The following is a 22,073-nucleotide window of genomic DNA, read 5'->3' as shown; positions in this document are numbered from 1 at the left end:
TCTTTTACTTTTTTACCTTTTTACTTTTTTACCTTTAAAACCGTGTGGATGATTTTTCCATCCTTGTCAATCATCGACATTCTGAGCTGCTTCTTATCTGCTGTAAATACAGAGAAGCCATCAGCAGGACTGCAGAACACGGTGCCATCGATAGGCTTCACAGGACGAGCCAGAGATGAAGAGGAATTGACTACGTAGTCGATGTTGTCGCCCTTCTTCTGGATGTGCTGGAAGTTGTGGATGTGACCGCAGGCATAAATCGCCACATTATTATATTTATGGAGGATAGGCAGGAGGCGCTTCTGCATGTCGAGACGCTCATTCTCCTTCTTCGTGGTGTAGGCGTAGATAGGATGATGACCTACCACGATGACCCAGTCTTCCTTGGCATTCTTCAGGGTTTCGTCGAGCCAGGAGAGCTGAGCCTCTGCATCCTGCTTGCAGGCATCAGGATAGATTTCCACATTCTTGCGATAAGAATCGATAAGAGGTGTGGTGTCGAGGAAGATGACACGGATGGTGGTTCCCTTGTGGTCGAACACCTTGGTGTAATATTTGGCTGGCATCATCCAGCGGCGGCTCACCTTGCCGTATTCCATAAAAGCCTGAGTATTACCACGATACTCATGGTTGCCGCAAACCGGGAACCAGTTGAGCATCAGGTCGGGATGAGAATAAACCCATTCGTAATTGGTAAGCCACAGAGGGTCCTGGGTAGAAGCCACGCCATTGAAATGGTGGATGTCGCCCACGGCAAGTACACATTCCGGATCTACTGTGCCCGCCATCTCGCCCATCAGTTCGGCGATAGGCTTCTGGTCGTAGTAGCCGTTGCGACCCATATCATTGGTCATGTAGAGGGTGATTTCACCCTTCAGTTTCTGCCATTCGGCAGCATTCGCCTTCCAGTTAGGATTCTGCGGAATAGCGGTTGCTGCACTCTGAGAACAGGTTGTTAATGCTGCGTTTTGAGCCTGTGCAGTCAAGCCTCCACCCAACAATAAAGCCGAAGCCAAAACTACTGTAACTACTCTACCTTTCATCATAGCAAAGCCATTCATGCTGCTATGCTTACCCGATACTTTCTTTTCCATTTTTCTTTATCTGACTATAATACTTTTATTAAAGATTTCCCCCTTTCGAGGTAATACCTGTTAAATTTCGGGTGCAAAGGTAGGGGTATTATGTGTCAAAGAGGTTACAAGGATTTTAATTAGCAGATAAAAGATGCTACAATTTTATTACGGGAGTTTCCCCCGATGCTTTTAGGGAAAATCATACATCAGATTATGGTTTTCCCCTTGTTGTTTTCAGCTATTCTCTCTATCTTTGCACCAGAATTAAATAAATGCAGTAATAACCCTTTAAAGAGAAGATAGTTATGAAAAGAATCATGATGACATTGGTAGCAGTATGGATGATGATTACATCTATGAATGCTCAGAGACTGACAAATATTCAGGCAGAAGCCCGTTTTATCACAGATAAGATGGTGGTGGAACTGGGATTGAGCAGCGTTCAGCGCAACAGCATCCTGAACATCAATCTCAATTATCTCAATGGCATCCGCAGCTATCGCGACATTGATGCCTACGGCTGGCATTACCGCAACAAGCAGCTCAAGCGCATGATGACCGCCAGACAATGGAAGAAATTTAAGAACTCATACTATTTCTATCGCCCTATCGGCTGGCAGAATCATGTGTATGTTCACCATATTTACACCAAGTATCCAAAGCATAACTGGGGACACGACAAGCGCCGCCCTCGCCCTGAGTGCAGCTACGGAAGACCGGGATGGCCAGGCGGAACCCATGTAACTTATGGACCAGGAAAGCCGTGCAAGCATCACAAGCACGATAAGAAGTGGAAGCACGACAAGAAGAAGTGGAAGCACGATAGAGATTGGGATGATGATGATGACGATGATGATGATGATGATTGAGATAATGACTGGGATGATGACTGAGATTAAGACAAACATTCGATGATAAAACAGAAGAAATCCAAGCTAGAGATGATTCTCCGGCTTGGATTTCTCGTTAAATAAAAACTAACTATGCCGACTAACTAATCATTAATTACTGACAAAACGTCTTCCACAATCTGCTCATCGAGCAGGCGATTATCCGAAAGCAACTCCTTCACATCGTATCTGTCGTAGAGTCCCTTCCTGATGCCGCCCACCATCACCTTCATTTCTGAAGTGCCATAGTAAGAGGCGATGCGCTCTCCGAATCCGCCATCCTTCGAGCCATCCTCCAGGGTTACCACCAGCTGATGATTTGCCTTCAGGCTATCCAGCACTTCGGCATCCACCTCATTCAGATAACGGGGGTTGATGAGCGTAGCATCGATGCCCTTATCAGCCAACAGGCGGACTACATTCTCGCCCTTCTGATAGAACGAACCGGCGGCGATGACTGCCACCTTCTCGCCCTGGTGCATCACCTTGTACTTTGCCTCGTAGCCATACTCAGCATCAACGGCTTCTGACGTATGAACCACGCCATTGCTTGGCACACGGATGGCGATAGGTTTCTTATCCTGCAGAATGCTCCAGCGGAGCATGGAGAAATACTCCTCGCAGGTGGTTGGAGCCAGATAGATGAGCCCCGGAATGCTGCAGAGCATCGGAATATCGAAAAGGCAGATGTGGGTGATGTCGTTCATCGAGTTCACTCCGCCTCCTACCACGTTGATTACGGCTGGGTTGGAATTGATGCAGAGGTCTTGCGCTACCTGGTCGTAGGTGCGTTGGATGAAGGTACTGTAAACCGTCCATACCGGATGCAATCCACCCTTCGCCATTCCCGAAATCATCGCTACTGCCTGCTCTTCGGCGATTCCCATATCGATGTGCTGCTTGCCAGCCAACTTTCGCTTATCGGCAGTAAAGCCGCCTGCGGTAGGAGTACCGGCGGTTACAGCGATGAGGGTCTTATCCTGCTTCATCTCGCTGAGCATCCAGTCAGAGAATAATGTACCGTAATCCTCTGTTGGAGCAACTTCCGGGAGGGTTCCATCGGCATTCCTTCTTGGTCGCGAACCGTCTTCCAGATTGAAAGGCATTCCCCAATGCCAAGCCTCCTTGTTGGCTACGGCTGGTGCAAATCCATGACCTTTCTCTGTATGAATGTGAACTACGGTAGGCTTATCCGTATCCTTCACGCTCTTGAAAACCTGGATGAGTTTTTCGATGTCGTTACCCTCTTCCAGGTACTTGTATTCAAAGCCCCACGCCTTGAACCAGTTGTGCTCGCAGGTGCCGTTGCTCTGGCGCAAGGCACGCAGGTTCTTATAGATTCCGCCATGATTTTCGGCGATAGACATTTCGTTGTCGTTCACCACGATGATGATGCCCGTACCGAGTTCCGAAGCCTCATCAAGTCCCTCGAAAGCCTCGCCTCCCGAAAGAGATCCGTCGCCGATAATGGCGATGATGTTCTCATCGGTTCCCTTGACGTCGCGCGCCTTCTGCAAACCGGTGGCAAGACTCACGGAAGTAGAAGTATGCCCCACCTCGAAGTTGTCATATTCCGGACATTCGGCAGGAGAAGAATAGCCCGAAATGGCATTCATGTCATTCACATCGCCGAGGAATCCCGCAGCTCGTCCGGTGAGCACCTTATGCGGATAGCATTGGTGGCTTACGTCAAACACGAGCTTATCCTTTGGCGCATCAAACACATAGTGAAGCGCCACGGTAGCCTCTACGAATCCCAGGTTCGGCCCCACATGACCGCCATGCTTGCTTACACGGTTCAGCACAGCCTGTCTGGTTTCATCAGCCACCACCTGCAGCTCCTTCAAATCCAGCTTCTTCAAGTCGGCTGGCGACTTTATTTTTTCAATATACATATTTTTTATACTTATAGTTATAATTCTATTATGATTATATGATGATTATAATCATGATTATATGAGGATCATGATTTCCGGGTGCAAAGATACGAAGATTCCCGAAAACACGCATTACCCCAACTACAGAAAAAATGAATGATTTTCCGGAAATCTCATCCTGGAAATCAGCCTACAGCCTTATCCCTATCCTTCAGAATCACAGCCATGTTATCCAGCGCCCATTTTATCAGATGATCCATAATAGGAATAAGGGTTTCAGCACGAGGTGTGAGAGAATACTCCACTCTTGGCGGCACTTCGGCATAAGCCTTGCGGGTAACGTAGCCATCAGCCTCCAGCGATTTTAACGTGCTGGTAAGCATTTTCTGCGAAATATCCGGAATCAGCTTACGCAGGGCATTAAACCGGAGGGGACCATCCTGATGATATTTCAGGGTGTAGATTACCAGTAGAGACCACTTGTCGCAAACACGCGCCAGGACGTTACGGATGGGACAGTCCTGCACTACCATTTCTTTTATCATTCTTGCCATAATCTATCTTCTTTATATTCTACTATAATATTCTGCAATAATCTATAATATTCTGCAAAACTCTGTAATATTCTGCAATAGGCTACAAAAGTAACTAATATCCGAAAAGACACAAAACATACGAAGTTAATCTAAGTTAACGCTTCATTTTTCTTTCTCCCATTCCCACACAATAGTTACCTCCCGGTAACCATCTTACCCCCAAGTGCCCTCTTGCAGGAACCAGTTTTTCGCAGTATCTTTGCAGCGCAATTCAGAAATAAAAAGAGAAATATAAACATTTAAAAATAACAGAAAAGATGAAAGAAACAAAGCTTATTGCAAAGGCTGAGAACTTCACAGCCACAGATTTTGGTAAGATGAGTGAAATCAAGGATTACACCTTAGAGTTGGGTCCTGAGATTAAGATTCCCGGAAAGGTATTCGGAGGTCAGAGCGTAAACGCTACTGGTGGCGAGTTCTCATTCCAGAACTTTGCTCCTGGCACAGAGACAGGTTTCCTCCATACTCACAAGAAACACGAGGAATTATATTTCTTCCTCAGCGGCAAGGGCGAGTTCCAGGTGGATGGCAAGGTATTCCCAGTTCAGGAGGGAAGCGTGGTGAGAGTAGCACCAGACGGCAAGCGCTCCGTTCGCAACAACGGTACAGAACCACTCGTGATGCTCTGCGTGCAGTATAAGGCCGAAACCTTTACAGCCGAAGATGCAACCGACGGCGTGATTCTGAATGATAAGGTGGAGTGGTAGAAACTACTCCGTCACCTCCATGGATTGTCCTTGAGAACGCCGATGGCAAGAAGTCATATAGGTATTTCAAGAAGGAGCATGTGGACAAGGCTGAGGTCAGACGCAAAGTTGAGTCCATACCGTTTGAAGAACGGAAGAAACGCAACAACGTAGAAGCAGCAATGTTCCAGTATGGCTTCCATACAAGAAACAACAAGACCAGATATCGTACACTCTTTAAGCACGGCTTGCAAGCAATTGCAAGATGCGCTTGGATGAACATGCGCCGTCTTTTCTGGTTTGACTGCCAATTAAGTCTCCAAATTGCAAAATAAGTAGTTCAAAGAGCGAATAGCCCCATTTTGAGGCATTTTTAAGGCTGTAGTTGCGTACTAAAGTTGTTTGACCAACTAACGAACACTAACTATTCGCCAGAGTTAGTTAACGCCAAGGGCAGAATATAACTACCCAAGGCTATTGTTTAATTTAAATAGAATCCACTTTTTCAAGTGGACTCATACAACAAATTATGAAGAAAAATAATGTTACAATTCGACTGATTCGCAATGCAACTTTGCGAATTCATTATGCTGGAAAAGAGATACTTGTTGACCCCATGCTTGCCGAAAAAGGCACTTTGCAGTCGGCCCTCGGAGTATATAAGACACCAAGAGTACATCTTACGATGCCGATGAATGAAATTACGGATGGTCTGGATATGGTATTGCTGACACACAACCATATTGACCATTACGACCCGACAGTGAAACAGCATTTAGCGAAGAACATCCTGTTCCTGACACAACCGCAGGATAAAGAGGGTATTAAGCAGGATGGTTTTACCAATGTAGAAAGCATTGAAAAAGACAAAACCATTGGAGATTTAACCATTCATCGCATCCAAGGGCACCATGGCTTCGGCCAGATTGGAGATATGATGGGGCCGGTATCCGGCTATGTGCTTACCGCGTCTGGTTTCCCTACCGTATATATAATGAGTGACTGCAAGTGGGAGGAGTGTATCCGTCAGACCATAGAACAGTTTTCTCCCGATTACATCATAGTGAACAGTGGAGGTGCAATATTCCCTGAATTTTCTCGAACAGAAGGTTCTATTATTCCCGACGAACAGGAAGTTATGACCATGCTTGATGAACTTCCCGCTCACATCAAACTAATAGCAGTCCACATGGAAGCTACCGATCATGGGCAGACCACACGCGCAATTCTGCGTAACGAGGCCATGCATCACGAAATAGAAATGAGTCGCCTGATTATTCCTGAAGATGGAGAAACAATAATATTATGAGCGTCTGTATCAAATCACTTATAACGATGAAAACGTATGGATGGGAGTTACTGTGACTAGGGCTTCCGAGAAGAAACGGCTGAAGGAATTAAAAGGTCACATTCGCTCTAAACATGATTATGCCACTTTTGAACCTCTCTTTGAGGATGTGGGTGAGATAGATTTGGAGGGTTACGAATGGATTGTTATAGGGACGGAAACAGGCAAAAGGAAAGGAAAAGTAGATGCCAATCCTGAATGGGTACTTCATATAGTAGAACAGGCGAAAAGAAATCACATTCCGGTATTTATGAAAGAAGACCTTTTGCCTATCATGGGAGAAGACCGAATGATTCAAGAGCTACCAGAACAATTTATAGAAAAAATATGGAAAAGGAAATAATCAGAGAAATAGATGTACAGAGTGTCATGACCAAATCTTCGCTGCCGGTCGGCGGGTATTCGGTCAATCCCTATGTAGGCTGTCCACACGCCTGCAAATATTGCTACGCCTCGTTCATGAAACGTTTCACTGGACATACCGAACCGTGGGGAGCATTCCTGGACGTGAAGAATTGGAAACCGATAAAGAATCCACACAAATATGATGGCGAGCGTATTGTGATAGGTTCTGTGACGGATGGTTACAATCCGTATGAAGAATCTTTCCGTCGTACGCGTAAATTGCTCGAAGAACTACATGGAAGTAATGCCGAGATTATGGTTTGTACGAAATCCGACCTCGTCCTGCGTGACCTCGATCTATTGAAAGGTTTTCCTAAAGTAACGGTATCGTGGTCGGTCAATACGCTTGATGAGCGGTTCCGCACGGATATGGACAATGCCGTGAGCATAGAACGTCGCCTGAAAGCGATGCGTCAAGTCTATGAGGCAGGCATCCGTACCGTATGTTTCGTTTCACCCATATTTCCGGGAATAACCGATGTGAAGGCGATTATTGGGGAGGTGAAAAATTATGCCGATTTGATATGGCTTGAAAATCTGAACCTGCGTGGACAATTCAAAGGAGGAATAATGACGTATATTCGTGAGAAATATCCCGAGCTCTTTCCGTTGTACGAAGAGATATACAACAAGAAAAAACTTGATTACTGGCAGGCTTTGGAACAGGACATATCCCAGTATGCACAAACACACGGCTTTCCCTATCGGGTGAACGATTTGCCTTACGGACGCTCCGAAAAAGGTAAGCCTGTCATCGTGAACTATTTCTATCATGAGAAAATCAGGCTCAAAAACAAAGGGTGAATGCCGTAAAAGGATAATGGATATGGTCAAAGATGAGCCCGGACCTGATGATATCTCACATCAGATATGAACAAAAATCCGCGATAAGGACAACCCACGCCGATTGACATTGTCGCCAACAATGACAGTGGTTTATCGGGGATTATTCTCCAAAAGGAGTAAGTTTCTCAGATTTTATTTGTACTTTTGCCATGTCATTTATCGAATTCTCTTGTTTTTTTTGCAACACTAATATAAGTGAATTCTTTGACATGACAAAATCCTGAGCAACTTTTTGTTGCTCAGGTACTTAAAAAATATTATAAACTATAGTATTGCGGAATTAAGGGATGCTCAAGCTTTTCCTTTTTCTTGAGCTTCTTCACCACTTCGGAATAGCTGTGGCGAATCAGGGACTGGATGAAATCATCTTCCAGCGTGCCATAGAGGTTTACCTGATTCCAGTATTTCTTATTCCAATGCCATGCGCCTTCTATTTCGGGATGCACTTCCCGGAGTTCGAGGGCGTAATCGGCATTACATTTCATCGTAACCCACTCGGGGCGCTCCAGGTCAACACAGGCAAAGATCTTGCCCAAGATGCGAAACGCCAAGGTCCGCTCATCAAAAGGAAAAGCCTCGGTTACGAGGGGAAGCGAGAGGCAATACTCTCTAACAGATTCTATATTCATTATTTCTTCTGATTATTTCTGATTAAAATGTTTTCTATGTTTTAGGGGACAAAGAAATTGCAAACGAGCGCAATGAAAGCTTGCTTTCAAATTGCCGAGTGCAGCATTTTTTCTGCAAAGATAATGAATTCTGATGAAACGGCAAGACTTATTCCATAAAAAAAAAAGAAAAACTTTAAAATAACTCCCTTATGGGATACCTAAAAATAATCTTTTTGTAACTTTTTCAACAAAATATTTGGTAGTTACATAATTTTATTGTAGATTTGCAGCAGAAATCAAAAAGAAGGAGTGATTATGAAGAAGGAAGAAATGAAGCAAGGACTGCTGTCCCGGATATTCCATCTCTATTACGATGGTTTTAGGACGATGACCCTGGGCAAGACGTTGTGGGCTGTCATCCTCATCAAGCTTGCTATCATCTTCCTGGTGCTCAAGCTCTTTTTCTTTCCAGATTTTATCAATACGAATGCCAAGAACGGAGACAAAGCTGGCTTCGTTTCAAAGGAAATTCTGAACAGATAAGACTCAGAATCCCCGCAACCTTCACATCGAAAGAAATACAAAAACATTATATAATAACAATTTTAAAACCATTCAACTATGATGACAAATCTATTGTTAGACATTACATCAGCCACCATCGACTGGTCGAGGGCGCAATTCGCACTCACGGCCATCTACCATTGGCTGTTCGTGCCGCTCACCCTGGGACTGGCAGTTATCATGGGCATCGCCGAAACATGCTACTACCGCACCAACAAGCCGTTCTGGAAGCACGTAACCCGTTTCTGGCAAAAACTCTTTGGCGTCAACTTCGCCATGGGCGTTGCCACAGGCATCATCCTGGAGTTTGAATTCGGCACCAACTGGAGCAATTACTCCTGGTTCGTGGGTGACGTATTCGGCGCTCCCCTAGCCATCGAAGGCATCCTGGCATTCTTCATGGAGAGCACCTTCGTGGCCGTAATGTTCTTCGGCTGGGATAAGGTGAGCCGGGGCTTCCACCTTGCCTCCACCTGGCTCACGGGACTTGGCGCCACCATTTCTGCCTGGTGGATTCTCGTAGCCAACGCCTGGATGCAATATCCTGTAGGACAGGAATTTAATCCCGACACCATGCGCTTCGAGATGACTTCGTTTATGGATGTGGCACTCTCGCCATTCGCCATCAACAAGTTCACCCATACCGTTACTTCCTCCTGGATCATCGGCGCCACCTTCGTGGTAGCCGTAAGCTGCTGGTATCTACTGAAAAAGAGAGAAACCCAGCTGGCGAAGGCGAGCATCAAGATGGGTGCCGGAGTAGGACTCATCGCCACCCTGCTGGCTGCGATGACCGGCGACAATTCCGCCTATCGGGTGGCACAAGTGCAGCCGATGAAACTGGCTGCGATGGAAGCATTATATAATGGTGGAAACGGCGAAAGCCTCACGGCGATAGCAGCCGTTCACCCCTTCCAGCAGCCCGATTACGAAAACGAACAGGAGCCAGCCATGCGCATCGCCATCCCTAACATGCTCTCGTTCTTAGCCACCCGCACAGCCGATGGCTACGTGCCAGGCGTAAACGATATTATCAAGGGTTACACCCATGAAGATGGCACCCGGGAACCATCCGTGCAGGAAAAGATAGCCCGGGGCAAGAAGGCGATTGTTGCCCTGAAAACCTATCGCGAAACGAAGGCGAAAGACCAGCTCCCTATCTTAAAGGAGAACATGAAATACTTCGGATATGGTTACATCAAGGACGCCAAGGAACTGGTACCGAGCATCCCGATCTGCTTCTACGCCTTCCGCCTGATGGTGGGAGTAGGCTGCCTGCTCATCCTCTTCTTCGCCCTCAGCCTATTCCTGGTCTATAAGAAGGAAATCGCCCAATACCGATGGTTCCTCATTTTCGCCATCATCATGATTCCGCTGGCTTACATCGCCTCAGAATCGGGCTGGATAGTAGCAGAAATCGGTCGCCAGCCTTGGACCATCCAAGACCTGCTGCCAGTAAGTGCCGCCATCTCCGACATCGAGGCAGGCAGCGTGGCCACCACCTTCTTCATCTTCCTGGCACTCTTCACCACCATGCTTGCCGTGGAAATCAGCATCCTGGTGAAGCAGATTAAGAAAGGACCGGAATATGAATAAAAACTTAAGATGATAAACTTAAGATTATGAATTAACTTTATGACATTAGCATTATGACATACGAATTTTTGCAATCATACTGGTGGTTCCTCGTATCATTATTAGGAGCCCTGCTGGTGTTTCTCATGTTTGTACAGGGAGCCAACACCTTGATATTCTGTTTGGGAAAAACAGAAGAAGAGCGTCGCCTCATCATCAACTCTACGGGACGAAAATGGGAGCTCACCTTCACCACGCTCGTCACCTTCGGCGGAGCCTTCTTCGCCTCGTTCCCGCTGTTCTACAGCACCAGTTTCGGCGGAGCCTACTGGCTGTGGATGATCATCCTGTTCTCGTTTGTGATTCAAGCCGTGAGCTATGAATTCCAGAACAAGATAGGTAATTTTCTTGGACCAAAGACCTTTCAGATCTGCCTCATTGTCAACGGCATCGTGGGTCCGCTGCTTCTTGGCGGAGCCGTAGCCACCTTCTTCAACGGCAGCAATTTCCTGATAGACAAGGGCAATATTACCAACAGTCTGCAACCCGTCATCAGCCGCTGGGCAAACGCCAGTCATGGTCTTGATGCCCTGCTCGACCCATGGAATGTGGTGCTGGGACTTGCCGTACTGATGCTAGCCCGCATCCTGGGCATGCTCTACATCAAGAACAACATCGAGCACCAGCAGATTCAGGAGCGCTGCACCCGCCAGTTGCCATGGAATGCCCTCCTCTTCCTATTGTTCTTCCTGCCATTCCTCATCAGATTGCTGGTAAAGGACGGATTCAGCACTTCTTCTTCCGACATTACGATAGAGAGCATGAAGTATCTTCACAATCTTCTGGAGATGCCAATCTTGATTGTAATATTATTAACAGGTGTAGTACTCGTTCTTTTCGGCATTTTCAAGTCATCGAGGAGCGTGCAGTATAGAAAGGGAATCTGGTTTACGGGCATCGGAACCGTGCTTACCGTGCTGGTTCTGCTGCTGATAGCCGGCTGGAACAATACCGCCTACTATCCATCCAATATCGACCTTCAGAGTTCGCTCACTCTCGCCAACAGTTGCAGCAGCGAGTTCACGCTCCGCACCATGGCGATAGTCTCCCTCCTCATCCCGTTCGTGCTCGCCTACATCGTCTTTGCCTGGCGTGCCATCGACCGCAAGCGCATTACGCAGGAAGAAATAGAGCAGGGAGAAGCGTATTAAAAAAGACTGAAAAAGTGAGCCACTTCAAAAGTCCCACAGATACCACAGATTTACACAGATTCATTCTTGTCATAATCGGGAGGAAAATTCCCCAAATATCCAAACAAAAAAATCTGCGAAATCCCCGACCGTACAGGTCAAAAATCTGTGTAAATCTGTGAAATCTGTGGGACAAATAAAATTCTACAGTTCTATCACCTCCAAATCATCCGGAACGAAGATTCTACCCTTGAAGTTCTCGGCAGCTTCACGGGTATAATTTTCTTTACGATTAGCGAGCGTTTTCTCCTCCGTATGATACAGGATAAGATTCTTCACGCCCAGTTCCTCCGCCAGTTTTCCGGCATCAAGCGCCGTACTGTGGCATTTCTCATAAGGCTTGAACGTATCGCGGTCGGCATAGAGACAGAACGCCTCACACATCATCCAGTCAGCCCCCACTATGTAGCGTCGGTTCTGTTCGTTATAAGGTTCATCACCCAGGCACGCCAAGACCAAAGGCTTATCCGATTCATCAGAAGAAGGCAGCTCAGCTCGGAATCCGAACTGTTTTTCCTTAGTAGACTGAATATCAAAGCATTCCAGCTTCATATCCCCCACTTCGAAACAATCGTCATCTTCCAGCTGATGGAACACCACCCTTTCAGCCACCTTAGCCAGTTGCTTCTTGGCAAGAATCATGTCGATGATGGTCTTGATCACCTTCATCACCTTATCGTTTCCATACACATGCAGCAATCCCTCGTAACCCTTACATTGTGCCACCATTCGGATTACCCAGATCACACCCAACACATGGTCGGTATGGGCATGGGTAACGAAGAGGTGATGAATGTCAGAAATCTGAACATTCACCTTCTTCAGCTGCGCCAGTATTCCGTTTCCTCCTCCCGCATCCACCAGCATCAGGGTGCTGGGAGTCTTGAGCACAAAACAGGTGTTATAAATCTGGGAAACCGTAGCATTTCCCGTTCCGAGCATCGTAATTTGAGTCGTTGTCTTATTCATTATTTTATTCGTTATCTATTTGATTCACGCCCGCAAAACTACTCATTTTCTGATAAACCACCAAGAAAAAGCCCCAAAATCTTTGCTTATTCCAAATAATAATCTTGACTTTGCGGCATAAAAGGTAGGTCCATGCTTGCCGGGCACTTTGCAAAGGCATAAGAAAAGGTTATTTTTCAAACACGCAGCAAAGATAGGAAATCATTCAGCGGCAGGGGTAAAAACTGATAAAACGGAGTCGAGGCTTTCTAGAGAAAATGGGGACTTCGGGGAGGCTGGTAACAGGATCAAAACAGAAATGATTTTCGGGCAAGCGTTCCAGTTGTTCCAGTTGTTCCAATTGTTCCAAATAGGTTTTCATAGGACAATGCCCCTTTATAGAGACTCTATAACTACTTAATATATAGATAGTTATATATATAAGAAGGTAGAATGGAACGCTCAAAAAATTAATTGGAACAACTGGAACTGGAACGCTCCGCCCAACCCCACTTCTCTCTATAAGGCTCATAATCAATAAATTATGTAGAAATAGAGACTAAGAATTTGAAGTACAATATCCCCATTTCAACCGCTCCGACGATGAAAAAGCTGGGAAAAGGCATCGAATAGGTGCAACTTTTGCTCTCTCAGGCATCAAAAGACATGCAGGAACCCTTATTTCCGATGCTCTTCCCGATACTCGAAGTGGAGATAAATGGGGCTATTTTTCAGTATTCCGCCCTCAATTAGGGGAAATCATACCGTATGAAGACCTATCTTGTTGCCGATTCGGGCTATAATAAGGAACAACTGTCCAACATCGCTGAAACTATCTGTCCCAACTTCCGTGAATACGAAGAAACGAGATTGGAGAAAAATGTTCCGCAATCGCATGGTATCGCACGCTATCGCACAACTGATAAATCGGAATTTCGTATCTTTGCATCGTGATTCAGAAAGCGCGCAAAATCACTTGCCCAGTTGGAGAAAAAAATCTCTCTAATTGGGAAAATAAAAAAGCCTGATTTAACCCGATAAAAAAAGAGCCCCCAATGCGGGAAAAACATCGGGGGCTTTTATTTTGATATCAAAAATCCTTAGTAAGGAAAAAGGAGCGGAAGAACGAAGGTCATCACAACGCCGATGATAATCTGCAGAGGCAAACCTACCTTCACGTAATCCATAAACGTATAGCCACCCGCCTTCATCACCAGCGCATTAGGAGGCGTGGAGAACGGAGAGGCAAAGCACATGCTGGCGCCCAACGTAACCGCAAAGAGGAAGGAATAAGGACTCACACCTACCTGCTGGGCCGCCACCAGGGCAATAGGAGCCATCAGCACAGCCGTAGCTGTATTGCTGATAAACATCGTCATCAGAGAAGTGGTGAAGTAGATACCTGCCAAGAGAGCTGTAGGTCCCATCGAACCCAAACTCTCTACCAGCCCCTGAGAAACCAAGGCAGAAGCACCCGTCTTCTCAAGCGCCGTAGACATCGGCATCATGGCGGCTATCAGCACGATGCTCTCCCAGTTGATGGTCTTGTAAGCCGCCTCCACATTCCGGAAACATCCGGCAAAGACGGTCAGCAGTCCGGCGATGATGACCGCCGTGACCGGAGCCACAGGAATGAAATCGAATACCATCATCGCAATCATCAGCAGCATGATGGCAGCCGCCACAGGCGCCTTATAATCCAAGAGCACCTTGTCTGCAGTCTTCTCTGGCTGGTCGATAACCACCCAGTTGCTCGTATCGGTAGCCAGATGAGCCAGATTGGTCCATTCGCCCTGCACCAGGAGCATATCGCCCACATGCAGTTTGGCGGCTATCAGATTGTCGGTAATATATTCATCGCCACGCTTTACGCCCAGCACGTTGATGCCGAAACGCTTGCGCAGGTTGGCATCGCCTATGCGCAGACCGGCAAAATTAGACGTAGGCATCACCACGATTTCGGTCAGTCCCAGATCGTAGAAATCAATCTTCACATCCTTCATCTTCCTGAGGCCGTAATCGCTGGCAAAGCGTTTCATCTTCTCCTCCTCACCTATTATATATAAGGTATCGTGAACCTGAATGGTGCTGCTGCTCTTCGCCATGTTCTGGCTCACATCCTTCACCAGTCCCAGTCGTGATTTCTTCTCGTTTCTTATCTCGATGATACTCACGCCATATTTCTTCTGGATACTCAGATCCTTCAGGGTTTTGCCCACGATATCCATCTGCTCGCCATTCTCGTCGAGGGCAGCAGAAGGGCGGCGGCTAGGCACGATGTAGCGATGCAGATTATCGAGCAGCTGATATTCGTCTACCAGGTCATCAAGCGATTTGCCCTGCTTCTTTTTCTTACCGTTCTGCTTTTTGCTGAGGAAGATTTTGCTGAGCGGCATGAGCACGATGATGCCGATGGCGATGACGATGATGCCCACAGGGAAGAAGCTAAAGAAGGCAAGCGGCTGATAACCGCCCTCGGTCAATACTTCATCGATAACCAGGTTGGGTGGCGTACCGATGAGGGTGAGCATTCCGCCCAGACTTCCGGCAAAGGCGAGCGGCATGAGGAAACGCGACGACTGCATGCCCGAGCCCGCAGCTATGCTCATGATGATAGGCATCATGAGGGCCACCGTTCCGGTATTGCTCACGAAGGCGCCGATAAAGGAGGTTACGAGCATTACGAGCAGGAAGGTAATGGTTTCGTTGCCGCGCGAGAGCGCCATGAGCTTATTGCCCGTAAGCTTGGCAAGTCCGGTCTGCATGATAGCTCCACCCACCACGAAGAGTCCTATCATCATGATGACGATGGGCGAAGAAAAGCCCGCCAGCGCCTCGGCAGGCGTCAGGATACCCAGAACCAGGAGTGCTGCCAGGGCGGTAAGCGCCACGATGTCGGCCCTCACCCTGCCCCAGATGAACAGGGCTACCGTAATAACCAATATGATAAGTGTTGTTGTCATGTGCTTTTTTTGGCTGCAAATATACGGAAATAAAGTGAGAATTAAGAATTTGTGGGAAGAAAAATGAAGAAAAATCTTGCATAATACAGAGATTTATGCTAACTTTGCAAACAAAAAAAAAGTTAGCAACATGACAAAGAAAGGTAAACATACCGTATTATTCATCTGCCTGGGCAACATCTGCCGCTCTCCGGCAGCCGAGGGAATCATGAAGAGTCTTGTAGAAAAAGCAGGGCTTCAGGATGAGTTTGAAATCGATTCTGCGGGCATCGGGGGCTGGCACATAGGTCAGTTGCCCGACAGCCGCATGCGCAAATGTGGCGCCGAGCATGGCTACAATTTCAACAGCCATGCCCGCCAGTTTCAGAAGTCAGACTTCGCCCGTTTCGAAACCATCGTGGTAATGGACAACGAAAACTACCGTGCCATTACCTCCATGGCTTCTTCAGAGTCTGATAGGAAGAAAGTAGTGCGCATGGCCGATTTCCTGACCCACCATCGTGAATACACCACCGTTCCCGATCCGTATTATGGCGACTATAGCGACTTCGAGCTCGTTATCACGCTTCTCGAAGATGCCTGCCAGGAATTGCTGGACAGCATTATCGGGGAAGGGTAAAAACAGATAAAACAAAAAGGGATGAATCATCAAAATATCAGATTGATGACTCATCCCTTTTTTCAATTTAAAATATTTATACCGTAATCTCGCCCGAGCCATAGCAACGATGATGATGCTCATCATAAACTACACAGAACTGGCCGGGAGCCACACCATGAATCGCCTCTTCTGAATGAATCATCCAGCGGCCGTCTTCCAGCTTTTCTATCGTAGCAGGATGATACTCCGGCGTATGACGAATCTTGAAAGTTACCTTCTGCATAGCAACCTCGCGTGTGAGGAAATGGAAATCATGGAGAGGAAAATCCTTCTTGTATGCCGACTGCGGATCGTAACCATGACTCACATACAGGATATTGTTCTCTACATCCTTCTTAATCACGAACCAGGGACCGCCGCCAAAGCCCAAGCCCTTGCGCTGGCCGATGGTATGAAACCACAAACCCTTGTGCTCGCCTATGCGCTTGCCCGTTTCCATCTCTATGACATCGCCCGGTTTTTCGCCCAGATAACGGCGAATATAATCATTATAATTTATCTGTCCCAGGAAACAGATTCCCTGGCTGTCCTTGCGTTTGGCATTTATCAGATGCTCCTCTTCGGCTATCTCGCGAACCTCATTCTTGATATGATGGCCGATAGGGAAAATCGCTTTTTTCAATTGCCAGCTCTCTATCTGAGCCAGGAAATCGGTCTGGTCTTTCACAGGATCAGGACTCGTGACAAGCCATTTGTCGCCATTTTCATCCGTTTCGGTCTGCGCATAATGCCCCGTGGCGATGAGGTCGTAGTTGTGACCCATCTTCTCATCGAAGGCGCCAAACTTAATCAGGCGGTTGCACATCACGTCCGGATTAGGCGTAAAACCAGCCATCACCTTCTCCATCGTATAACGGGTTACCTCGTTCCAATATTCATGATGGCAGTCAACCACTTGCAGCTTGCACCCATACTTTCTAGCCACAGCCGTAGCCATCTCCAGGTCCTCCTCCGAAGAGCAGTCCCACTCCTCTTTCTCCTCAGGACCAATCTTGATGTAGAAGCAATCAGGATGCAGGCCCAGCTGGGCAAACTCCCAAACCACAACCGAACTGTCGACGCCTCCCGAAAGGAGCACGGCAATTCTCTTATCCTTTATTTCGTCAATATTCAGCATATTCTTTCCTGTTTATAATAATCCGGTTGCAAAATTACGAAAAAAAACTGATATAATGAGCATAGAAAGGGCTAGAAATGCATGAGAAAGAGAAAAGAAAAGCCCGCAAAGCCTATTTTTGCTATAGAAAACACTTATAGCAGCATTCGTAGCTTTTAAATATAAAACGAGTTTTGCTTTCGTTTTTATCTATACCTTTGCAATCGATTTCAGAAATCGATAAGAAAGAATGTTTTTGAAAATTCAGTATTTACATTAATAGATAAAGAAAAATGGAGATTTTAAAAAATCTATTTTATGGCTTCCCAGACCTTTGGGGAGGCGGAGTAGCCCACTCTGTGATGATTCTTTCGCTGGTCATCGCCTTGGGTTTGTGTTTAGGTAAGCTCAGAGTAAAAGGTGTTTCCCTGGGCTTGGCTTGGATTCTGTTCATCGGTCTTATCTTTGGACATTTCTCTCTCAACCTTGACGAGCATCTGCTCCACTTTCTCAAGGAATTTGGCTTGATTCTCTTTGTCTACTCTATCGGTCTGGAGGTAGGTCCGGGCTTCTTCGCTTCGTTCAAGAACGGCGGCAAGAGTCTCAACCTGCTCAGCATGATTGTTGTGGCCCTGAGTATCATTACTACCTTAGTCATCTTCTCATTTTCGGGAACATCCATCACCTCTATGGCAGGTATCCTTTCGGGTGCCGTAACCAACACTCCGGGTCTGGGTGCAGCCCAGCAGGCATTCAGCGATCTGCGCCACATCGATGCCCCATCCATCGCAGCCGGCTATGCCATCGCCTATCCTATGGGTGTGCTCGGCGTTATCCTCAGCTTCATTATATTAAGGTTCGCGCTACGCGTAGACAAGCAGAAGGAAGAGGATGAAGCTAAGCGAGGAAAGGGACATCTTGAAGCGATGACCCTGAACACCTTCGCCGTAAAGGTTTCTAACCAGATGGTTTTCAAAGATACCGTCAAGCAGATCCGCTATCTGCTGAAGCGCGACTTCATGGTTTCCAAGATTATCCGTAACAACGGCGAACGCCAGGACGAGGTGGTTAACGGACAGACCGTGATAGAAGAGGGCGACATTCTGCAGATTGTGGCTCATCCTACCGTAGAAGAACCTATCATCGCCCTGCTCGGCGAGAAGGTTGACGTAAAGGACGAGGAATTCAGCAGCGAGCTCATCAACCGCCGAATTCTGATTACCAAGCCGGGCATCAACGGCAAGAGCATCAGCCAGTTGCAGATTAGAAGCAACCTTGGCGCCAACATTACCCGCGTGAACAGAAATGGTGTAGACCTCATCGCAACCCCAGACCTGAAACTCCAGTTGGGCGACCGCGTAACCGTAGTGGGCAAGGAACTCGCCATCGCTCATACCGAGAAGGTGCTGGGTAACCAGATGAAGCGTCTGAACTACCCTAACCTCATCCCAATCTTCCTGGGCATCATGCTGGGTTGTATCGTAGCCAACATTCCGTTCTTCATCCCAGGCATCAACGAGAATCTGCGTCTCGGACTTACCGGCGGCCCATTGGTAGTAGCCATCCTGATAGGTTATTTCGGACCGAAATACAACCTCGTTACCTACAATACCATTTCAGCCAACCTGATGCTGCGCGAAATCGGCATCTGCATCTTCCTGGCTTGCGTGGGTCTCGGCACAGGCGAACAGTTTATCCAGACCGTAGCATCAGAAAGCGGACTGACCTGGATACTCTACGGCATCGCCATCACCATGATACCAATCATTCTGGGCGGCATCATCGGCAAGCTCGTGTTCCACATCAATTATTATACATTACTCGGCGTATTGGCAGGTGCCAACACCAACCCATCTGCCCTGGCTTACGTACGTGAGCAGACTTCGGCTGATGCGCCAACAGTAGGCTATGCGAATGTATATCCATTCGCCATGTTCCTCAGAATTGTAACCATTCAGATTATTATTTTTGTATTCGGATAAACATATATGACAGAAAAAGAATTGAAAACCTGCGCTTGCGGAGAGGATAACTGCAACTGCAAGGAAATAGCAGAATCAGAACTCAGAAGAAAACTCGACTTATTATTACGTACCGGTAGCATTCTCATGGAGAGTGCTGCCGACACATCCCGCATCATGCGAACCATGAAGCGTGCAGCAGCTTTCCTCGGTCTCGACGAGCGATACATGCATCTTTACATCAACTGGAACGTGCTGATGGTAAACTATAGCGACGAGGAGCATTCCTTCTCCAAGTTCCAGAGATGCGAGAAGCACGGTATCAACCTCACCTCTATTTCCCAGGTAAGTAAGCTCACCTGGAAGGCCATCAAGGATAACTATTCGCTCGAACAGTATGAGCAGGCTCTGAACGACATCAAGGCCACCCCACGCAGCTTCACCCCTTGGCAGGTAGCCATCGGCGGCGGTTTTGCCTGCGGCGGATTCTGCATCCAGTTCGGTTGCGACTGGCCAGCCTTCTTCTTCTGTTCGCTTGCAGCCATTCTGGGTTTCCGCCTGAGAATGTTCTTGCCAACCAAGGGCTGCAACAACTATGTAGCCATCGGCATTTCGGCCTTCGTAGCCACTCTGATAGCCTGGTTGACCTCATTCCTTTCGCTCAACCCATCTATTGCCGAAGCGCTTCCAGCCTTCATGCATTCAGATACCCCTTGGCATCCGCTGATGGCGTGTGCCCTCTTCATCGTGCCGGGAGTTCCACTCATCAACTTTGTAAGCGATATGCTCGACGGATATATTGAGGTGGGAATGGTTCGTGCCCTGAACACCCTGCTGATGCTCTTTGCGATGGCGTTCGGTATCGCCTTCGCCATCCAGGTTTGCCACATCGACAACTTTGTGAAGGATCTTACGATGACTCCTCATCACGAATACTGGGAGTTTGCCATCGCAGCTGCCGTATCGGCCATGGGCTTCTCTACCATCTTCAGCATACCTCGCCGTCTGTTGCCGGTTGTAGCTGTGGGCGGTATCATCGCCGTATGCTTCCGCAATTTCGTCAATCTGGGTCCATCTAACGGCAACATCGGTCTTGACATGGGTCTGAGCATCGGTTCGCTTGCCGGTTCTGCGCTCATCAGCATCATCGTGATCAAGGCGCGCCATTGGTTCCATACCCCTCACCAATGCATCACCATTCCTAGCGTTATCCCAATGGTACCGGGAGTTCTGATGTATCGCGCCCTGTTCGCCTTCATCGACATGCATGGCGTGGTAGGCGAAGTAACCGTAGGTATGAACAACCTCATCAAGGCTTCGCTCGCCATCATCTGCATCGCCCTGGGTGTGGCAATTCCAAACGTATTCTTCCGCCGCTTCATCGCCGACAACCGCAAGCGCAAGCTGCTTGCCATGCTGGTAGAAAGAAAGAAGAAGAATGGCGAATTCGTAGATTTGCACGAAGTAGAAATCAAATAATCATCTGGTTGGAAATCTGATTTTCATCGGATGATAATCAGAAATTCATCCGATGTTAACCGGTTTTTCATCGGATGATAACCGGATAAAAAGAAGTAGAGATGCGATAAAACATCATTTTATTCTTCAAAAAAGGAGGATATTAAAATAAATGTTTTATCTTTGCACCCAAATTTAGCTATCGGTTATTTCTATAGCCGATAGCTTCAATAAAGGAACAATATGGAAATACGACAACTGAAATATTTCTTGAAGGTAGCCGAGACGCTCAACTTCTCAGAAGCTTCGCGCAAGTTATACATCACCCAGAGCACCCTCTCACAGCAGATTTCGCATCTGGAACAGGAGATAGGTCTGCCTCTCTTCGAGCGCAATTCCCATGAGGTTTACCTCACAGAGGCGGGCAAGGAATTGAGACCTTATGCCCAAAATGCTGTCAATTCTGCCGAAGCCTGTGTAGACCACATGAACGATCTGAAGGAAATGCTTACAGGCGAACTGAACATCGGCGTAACGTTCTCCTTCAGCAACATCATGTCCGAGACGCTCATCGCCTTTCTCCACGCCTATCCTCATGTAAAGCTCAACATCCAATACCGCACCATGCAGGAACTGATGGACGGACTGAAGAAGCGCGAACTCGACCTCGTTCTGGCTTTCAAGCCTCTGAAGAACGATAAGGCGGTAGACAGCCGAGCTATTTTCAGCAACCGTCTTGCCGCCATCGTGAACGTGAATCATCCGCTGGCGCGCCTTTCATCGGTCAAGCTTTCCGATCTGGAGCGTTACGACCTCATCCTTCCTTGCAAGGGTCTGCAGGCACGCAACGCCTTTGATCACATGGTAGAGGGCAAGGATTTGAACTACAAGATTATGGTAGAGGTGAATAATGTAAACATCATCTTTGATCTTCTGAGCCGCAGTAATCTGGTGACCATTCTCTCCGAATCGACCACCATTCTGCAGAACGGCCTGAAGGCGATTCCTATCGATGCTGCCGACAACGAAATGGATGGCTGCATCCACATTCTGAAAGATGCCTACATGAAAAACTCAGCCCAGGAGTTCATCCGCATGCTGAGCCAGAGCACCAGCATCCTCGCCAATTTTGCCCTAAAGGATATCCTGAGATAATCATCTTAACGTCATGCGGGCTTGCGAGCCTATTTGCTTGCGGCTAGAACAGAAAAAAATCCTCGTTCGAGTTCTTTTTCGAGCGAGGATTTTTTCTTCTTTTTACC

The 22,073-nt window shown here is 47.3% G+C and carries 21 protein-coding genes; 14 read left to right on the top strand and 7 right to left on the bottom strand.

Annotated elements, in window-relative coordinates; translation table 11 throughout:
* Nucleotides 1–20: 20 nt before the first annotated feature.
* The gene (locus tag NNC77_RS11475) at nucleotides 21–1,094 is read right to left on the bottom strand and encodes a metallophosphoesterase (protein WP_254970882.1); all 1,074 of its coding nucleotides are present in this window, start codon (nucleotides 1,092–1,094) and stop codon (nucleotides 21–23) included.
* Between the two features lie 287 nt (nucleotides 1,095–1,381).
* On the opposite strand from NNC77_RS11475, the gene NNC77_RS11470 reads away from it, so the two are divergent.
* A complete protein-coding gene (locus NNC77_RS11470) occupies nucleotides 1,382–1,945 on the top strand; it encodes a hypothetical protein (protein WP_254970881.1) in 564 nt (187 codons plus the stop codon).
* Between the two features lie 125 nt (nucleotides 1,946–2,070).
* On the opposite strand, the gene NNC77_RS11465 is transcribed toward NNC77_RS11470, so the two are convergent.
* A complete protein-coding gene (locus tag NNC77_RS11465; RefSeq protein ID WP_254970879.1) occupies nucleotides 2,071–3,861 on the bottom strand; it encodes a 1-deoxy-D-xylulose-5-phosphate synthase in 1,791 nt (596 codons plus the stop codon).
* A 167-nt stretch (nucleotides 3,862–4,028) separates the two neighbouring features.
* Nucleotides 4,029–4,397, bottom strand: a complete 369-nt coding sequence (locus NNC77_RS11460; RefSeq protein ID WP_118140214.1) for a winged helix-turn-helix transcriptional regulator — start codon at nucleotides 4,395–4,397, stop codon at nucleotides 4,029–4,031.
* Nucleotides 4,398–4,696: 299 nt separating this feature from the next.
* On the opposite strand from NNC77_RS11460, the gene NNC77_RS11455 reads away from it, so the two are divergent.
* The 5 genes from NNC77_RS11455 (at nucleotide 4,697) to NNC77_RS11435 (ending at nucleotide 7,682) form a co-directional block, all read left to right on the top strand.
* Nucleotides 4,697–5,146, top strand: coding sequence for a cupin domain-containing protein (locus tag NNC77_RS11455; RefSeq protein ID WP_254970877.1), 450 nt, complete (start codon nucleotides 4,697–4,699; stop codon nucleotides 5,144–5,146).
* Nucleotides 5,140–5,460: a hypothetical protein gene (locus tag NNC77_RS11450; protein WP_254970875.1), complete on the top strand. Its 321-nt coding sequence runs from the start codon at nucleotides 5,140–5,142 to the stop codon at nucleotides 5,458–5,460. The genes NNC77_RS11455 and NNC77_RS11450 overlap by 7 nt, the downstream gene beginning before the upstream one ends.
* A gap of 194 nt (nucleotides 5,461–5,654) precedes the next feature.
* The gene (locus NNC77_RS11445; protein WP_254970873.1) at nucleotides 5,655–6,434 is read left to right on the top strand and encodes an MBL fold metallo-hydrolase; all 780 of its coding nucleotides are present in this window, start codon (nucleotides 5,655–5,657) and stop codon (nucleotides 6,432–6,434) included.
* 4 nt (nucleotides 6,435–6,438) lie between these two features.
* Nucleotides 6,439–6,816: a DUF5131 family protein gene (locus NNC77_RS11440; protein WP_262924897.1), complete on the top strand. Its 378-nt coding sequence runs from the start codon at nucleotides 6,439–6,441 to the stop codon at nucleotides 6,814–6,816.
* Nucleotides 6,801–7,682 carry a radical SAM mobile pair protein B gene (locus NNC77_RS11435; protein ID WP_118140218.1) on the top strand — a complete coding sequence of 294 codons (882 nt, stop codon included), beginning with the start codon at nucleotides 6,801–6,803 and terminating at the stop codon, nucleotides 7,680–7,682. The genes NNC77_RS11440 and NNC77_RS11435 overlap by 16 nt, the downstream gene beginning before the upstream one ends.
* A gap of 299 nt (nucleotides 7,683–7,981) precedes the next feature.
* On the opposite strand, the gene NNC77_RS11430 is transcribed toward NNC77_RS11435, so the two are convergent.
* Nucleotides 7,982–8,353 carry an MmcQ/YjbR family DNA-binding protein gene (locus NNC77_RS11430; RefSeq protein ID WP_118140220.1) on the bottom strand — a complete coding sequence of 124 codons (372 nt, stop codon included), beginning with the start codon at nucleotides 8,351–8,353 and terminating at the stop codon, nucleotides 7,982–7,984.
* A 297-nt stretch (nucleotides 8,354–8,650) separates the two neighbouring features.
* On the opposite strand from NNC77_RS11430, the gene NNC77_RS11425 reads away from it, so the two are divergent.
* From NNC77_RS11425 to cydB, 3 genes are all read left to right on the top strand, one after another.
* On the top strand, nucleotides 8,651–8,878 hold the full coding sequence (locus tag NNC77_RS11425; protein ID WP_022121687.1) for a DUF4492 domain-containing protein: 228 nt from the start codon (nucleotides 8,651–8,653) through the stop codon (nucleotides 8,876–8,878).
* Nucleotides 8,879–8,959: 81 nt separating this feature from the next.
* The gene (locus NNC77_RS11420; protein ID WP_254970898.1) at nucleotides 8,960–10,495 is read left to right on the top strand and encodes a cytochrome ubiquinol oxidase subunit I; all 1,536 of its coding nucleotides are present in this window, start codon (nucleotides 8,960–8,962) and stop codon (nucleotides 10,493–10,495) included.
* A 53-nt stretch (nucleotides 10,496–10,548) separates the two neighbouring features.
* A complete protein-coding gene (gene cydB / locus NNC77_RS11415; protein WP_254970871.1) occupies nucleotides 10,549–11,685 on the top strand; it encodes a cytochrome d ubiquinol oxidase subunit II in 1,137 nt (378 codons plus the stop codon).
* Nucleotides 11,686–11,868: 183 nt separating this feature from the next.
* On the opposite strand, the gene NNC77_RS11410 is transcribed toward cydB, so the two are convergent.
* Entirely contained in the window at nucleotides 11,869–12,693 is an 825-nt protein-coding gene (locus NNC77_RS11410) for an MBL fold metallo-hydrolase (protein ID WP_254970870.1), read from the bottom strand.
* Between the two features lie 747 nt (nucleotides 12,694–13,440).
* Between NNC77_RS11410 and NNC77_RS11405 the strand changes: the two genes are divergently transcribed.
* The gene (locus NNC77_RS11405; protein ID WP_254970869.1) at nucleotides 13,441–13,626 is read left to right on the top strand and encodes a hypothetical protein; all 186 of its coding nucleotides are present in this window, start codon (nucleotides 13,441–13,443) and stop codon (nucleotides 13,624–13,626) included.
* Between the two features lie 146 nt (nucleotides 13,627–13,772).
* On the opposite strand, the gene NNC77_RS11400 is transcribed toward NNC77_RS11405, so the two are convergent.
* Nucleotides 13,773–15,635 (bottom strand): SLC13 family permease, encoded by a 1,863-nt coding sequence (locus tag NNC77_RS11400; RefSeq protein ID WP_254970868.1) that lies wholly within the window; start codon nucleotides 15,633–15,635, stop codon nucleotides 13,773–13,775.
* A gap of 130 nt (nucleotides 15,636–15,765) precedes the next feature.
* Here NNC77_RS11400 and NNC77_RS11395 point away from each other — a divergent pair, with 130 nt between their 5' ends.
* Entirely contained in the window at nucleotides 15,766–16,254 is a 489-nt protein-coding gene (locus NNC77_RS11395) for a low molecular weight protein-tyrosine-phosphatase (RefSeq protein WP_228114929.1), read from the top strand.
* Nucleotides 16,255–16,330: 76 nt separating this feature from the next.
* Here the strand turns inward: NNC77_RS11395 and mnmA are convergent, their stop codons facing one another.
* Nucleotides 16,331–17,410: a tRNA 2-thiouridine(34) synthase MnmA gene (gene mnmA, locus NNC77_RS11390; RefSeq protein WP_254970897.1), complete on the bottom strand. Its 1,080-nt coding sequence runs from the start codon at nucleotides 17,408–17,410 to the stop codon at nucleotides 16,331–16,333.
* 275 nt (nucleotides 17,411–17,685) lie between these two features.
* Between mnmA and NNC77_RS11385 the strand changes: the two genes are divergently transcribed.
* The 3 genes from NNC77_RS11385 to NNC77_RS11375 all read left to right on the top strand — a co-directional run bounded on the left by NNC77_RS11385 (nucleotide 17,686) and on the right by NNC77_RS11375 (nucleotide 21,966).
* Nucleotides 17,686–19,374 (top strand): putative transporter, encoded by a 1,689-nt coding sequence (locus NNC77_RS11385; protein WP_117691671.1) that lies wholly within the window; start codon nucleotides 17,686–17,688, stop codon nucleotides 19,372–19,374.
* Nucleotides 19,375–19,380: 6 nt separating this feature from the next.
* Nucleotides 19,381–20,832 carry a threonine/serine ThrE exporter family protein gene (locus NNC77_RS11380; RefSeq protein ID WP_254970867.1) on the top strand — a complete coding sequence of 484 codons (1,452 nt, stop codon included), beginning with the start codon at nucleotides 19,381–19,383 and terminating at the stop codon, nucleotides 20,830–20,832.
* A gap of 222 nt (nucleotides 20,833–21,054) precedes the next feature.
* Nucleotides 21,055–21,966, top strand: a complete 912-nt coding sequence (locus tag NNC77_RS11375; RefSeq protein ID WP_153112520.1) for a LysR substrate-binding domain-containing protein — start codon at nucleotides 21,055–21,057, stop codon at nucleotides 21,964–21,966.
* Nucleotides 21,967–22,073 lie beyond the last annotated feature (107 nt).

The sequence above is a fragment of the Segatella copri genome (genome assembly GCF_024330485.1).
GTDB classification, from domain to species: domain Bacteria; phylum Bacteroidota; class Bacteroidia; order Bacteroidales; family Bacteroidaceae; genus Prevotella; species Prevotella copri_L.
This window is presented reverse-complemented; position numbering and strand designations above follow the sequence as displayed.

Coding starts and splice junctions, on each gene's coding strand:
- NNC77_RS11400 (WP_254970868.1), bottom strand. CDS start 15,635: ATGACAACAACACTTATCATATTGGTTATTACGGTAGCCCTGTTCATC.
- NNC77_RS11375 (WP_153112520.1), top strand. CDS start 21,055: ATGGAAATACGACAACTGAAATATTTCTTGAAGGTAGCCGAGACGCTC.
- NNC77_RS11430 (WP_118140220.1), bottom strand. CDS start 8,353: ATGAATATAGAATCTGTTAGAGAGTATTGCCTCTCGCTTCCCCTCGTA.
- NNC77_RS11435 (WP_118140218.1), top strand. CDS start 6,801: ATGGAAAAGGAAATAATCAGAGAAATAGATGTACAGAGTGTCATGACC.
- NNC77_RS11455 (WP_254970877.1), top strand. CDS start 4,697: ATGAAAGAAACAAAGCTTATTGCAAAGGCTGAGAACTTCACAGCCACA.
- NNC77_RS11425 (WP_022121687.1), top strand. CDS start 8,651: ATGAAGAAGGAAGAAATGAAGCAAGGACTGCTGTCCCGGATATTCCAT.
- NNC77_RS11385 (WP_117691671.1), top strand. CDS start 17,686: ATGGAGATTTTAAAAAATCTATTTTATGGCTTCCCAGACCTTTGGGGA.
- NNC77_RS11395 (WP_228114929.1), top strand. CDS start 15,766: ATGACAAAGAAAGGTAAACATACCGTATTATTCATCTGCCTGGGCAAC.
- NNC77_RS11420 (WP_254970898.1), top strand. CDS start 8,960: ATGACAAATCTATTGTTAGACATTACATCAGCCACCATCGACTGGTCG.
- NNC77_RS11475 (WP_254970882.1), bottom strand. CDS start 1,094: ATGGAAAAGAAAGTATCGGGTAAGCATAGCAGCATGAATGGCTTTGCT.
- cydB (WP_254970871.1), top strand. CDS start 10,549: ATGACATACGAATTTTTGCAATCATACTGGTGGTTCCTCGTATCATTA.
- NNC77_RS11410 (WP_254970870.1), bottom strand. CDS start 12,693: ATGAATAAGACAACGACTCAAATTACGATGCTCGGAACGGGAAATGCT.
- NNC77_RS11470 (WP_254970881.1), top strand. CDS start 1,382: ATGAAAAGAATCATGATGACATTGGTAGCAGTATGGATGATGATTACA.
- NNC77_RS11460 (WP_118140214.1), bottom strand. CDS start 4,397: ATGGCAAGAATGATAAAAGAAATGGTAGTGCAGGACTGTCCCATCCGT.
- NNC77_RS11445 (WP_254970873.1), top strand. CDS start 5,655: ATGAAGAAAAATAATGTTACAATTCGACTGATTCGCAATGCAACTTTG.
- NNC77_RS11380 (WP_254970867.1), top strand. CDS start 19,381: ATGACAGAAAAAGAATTGAAAACCTGCGCTTGCGGAGAGGATAACTGC.
- NNC77_RS11405 (WP_254970869.1), top strand. CDS start 13,441: ATGAAGACCTATCTTGTTGCCGATTCGGGCTATAATAAGGAACAACTG.
- NNC77_RS11465 (WP_254970879.1), bottom strand. CDS start 3,861: ATGTATATTGAAAAAATAAAGTCGCCAGCCGACTTGAAGAAGCTGGAT.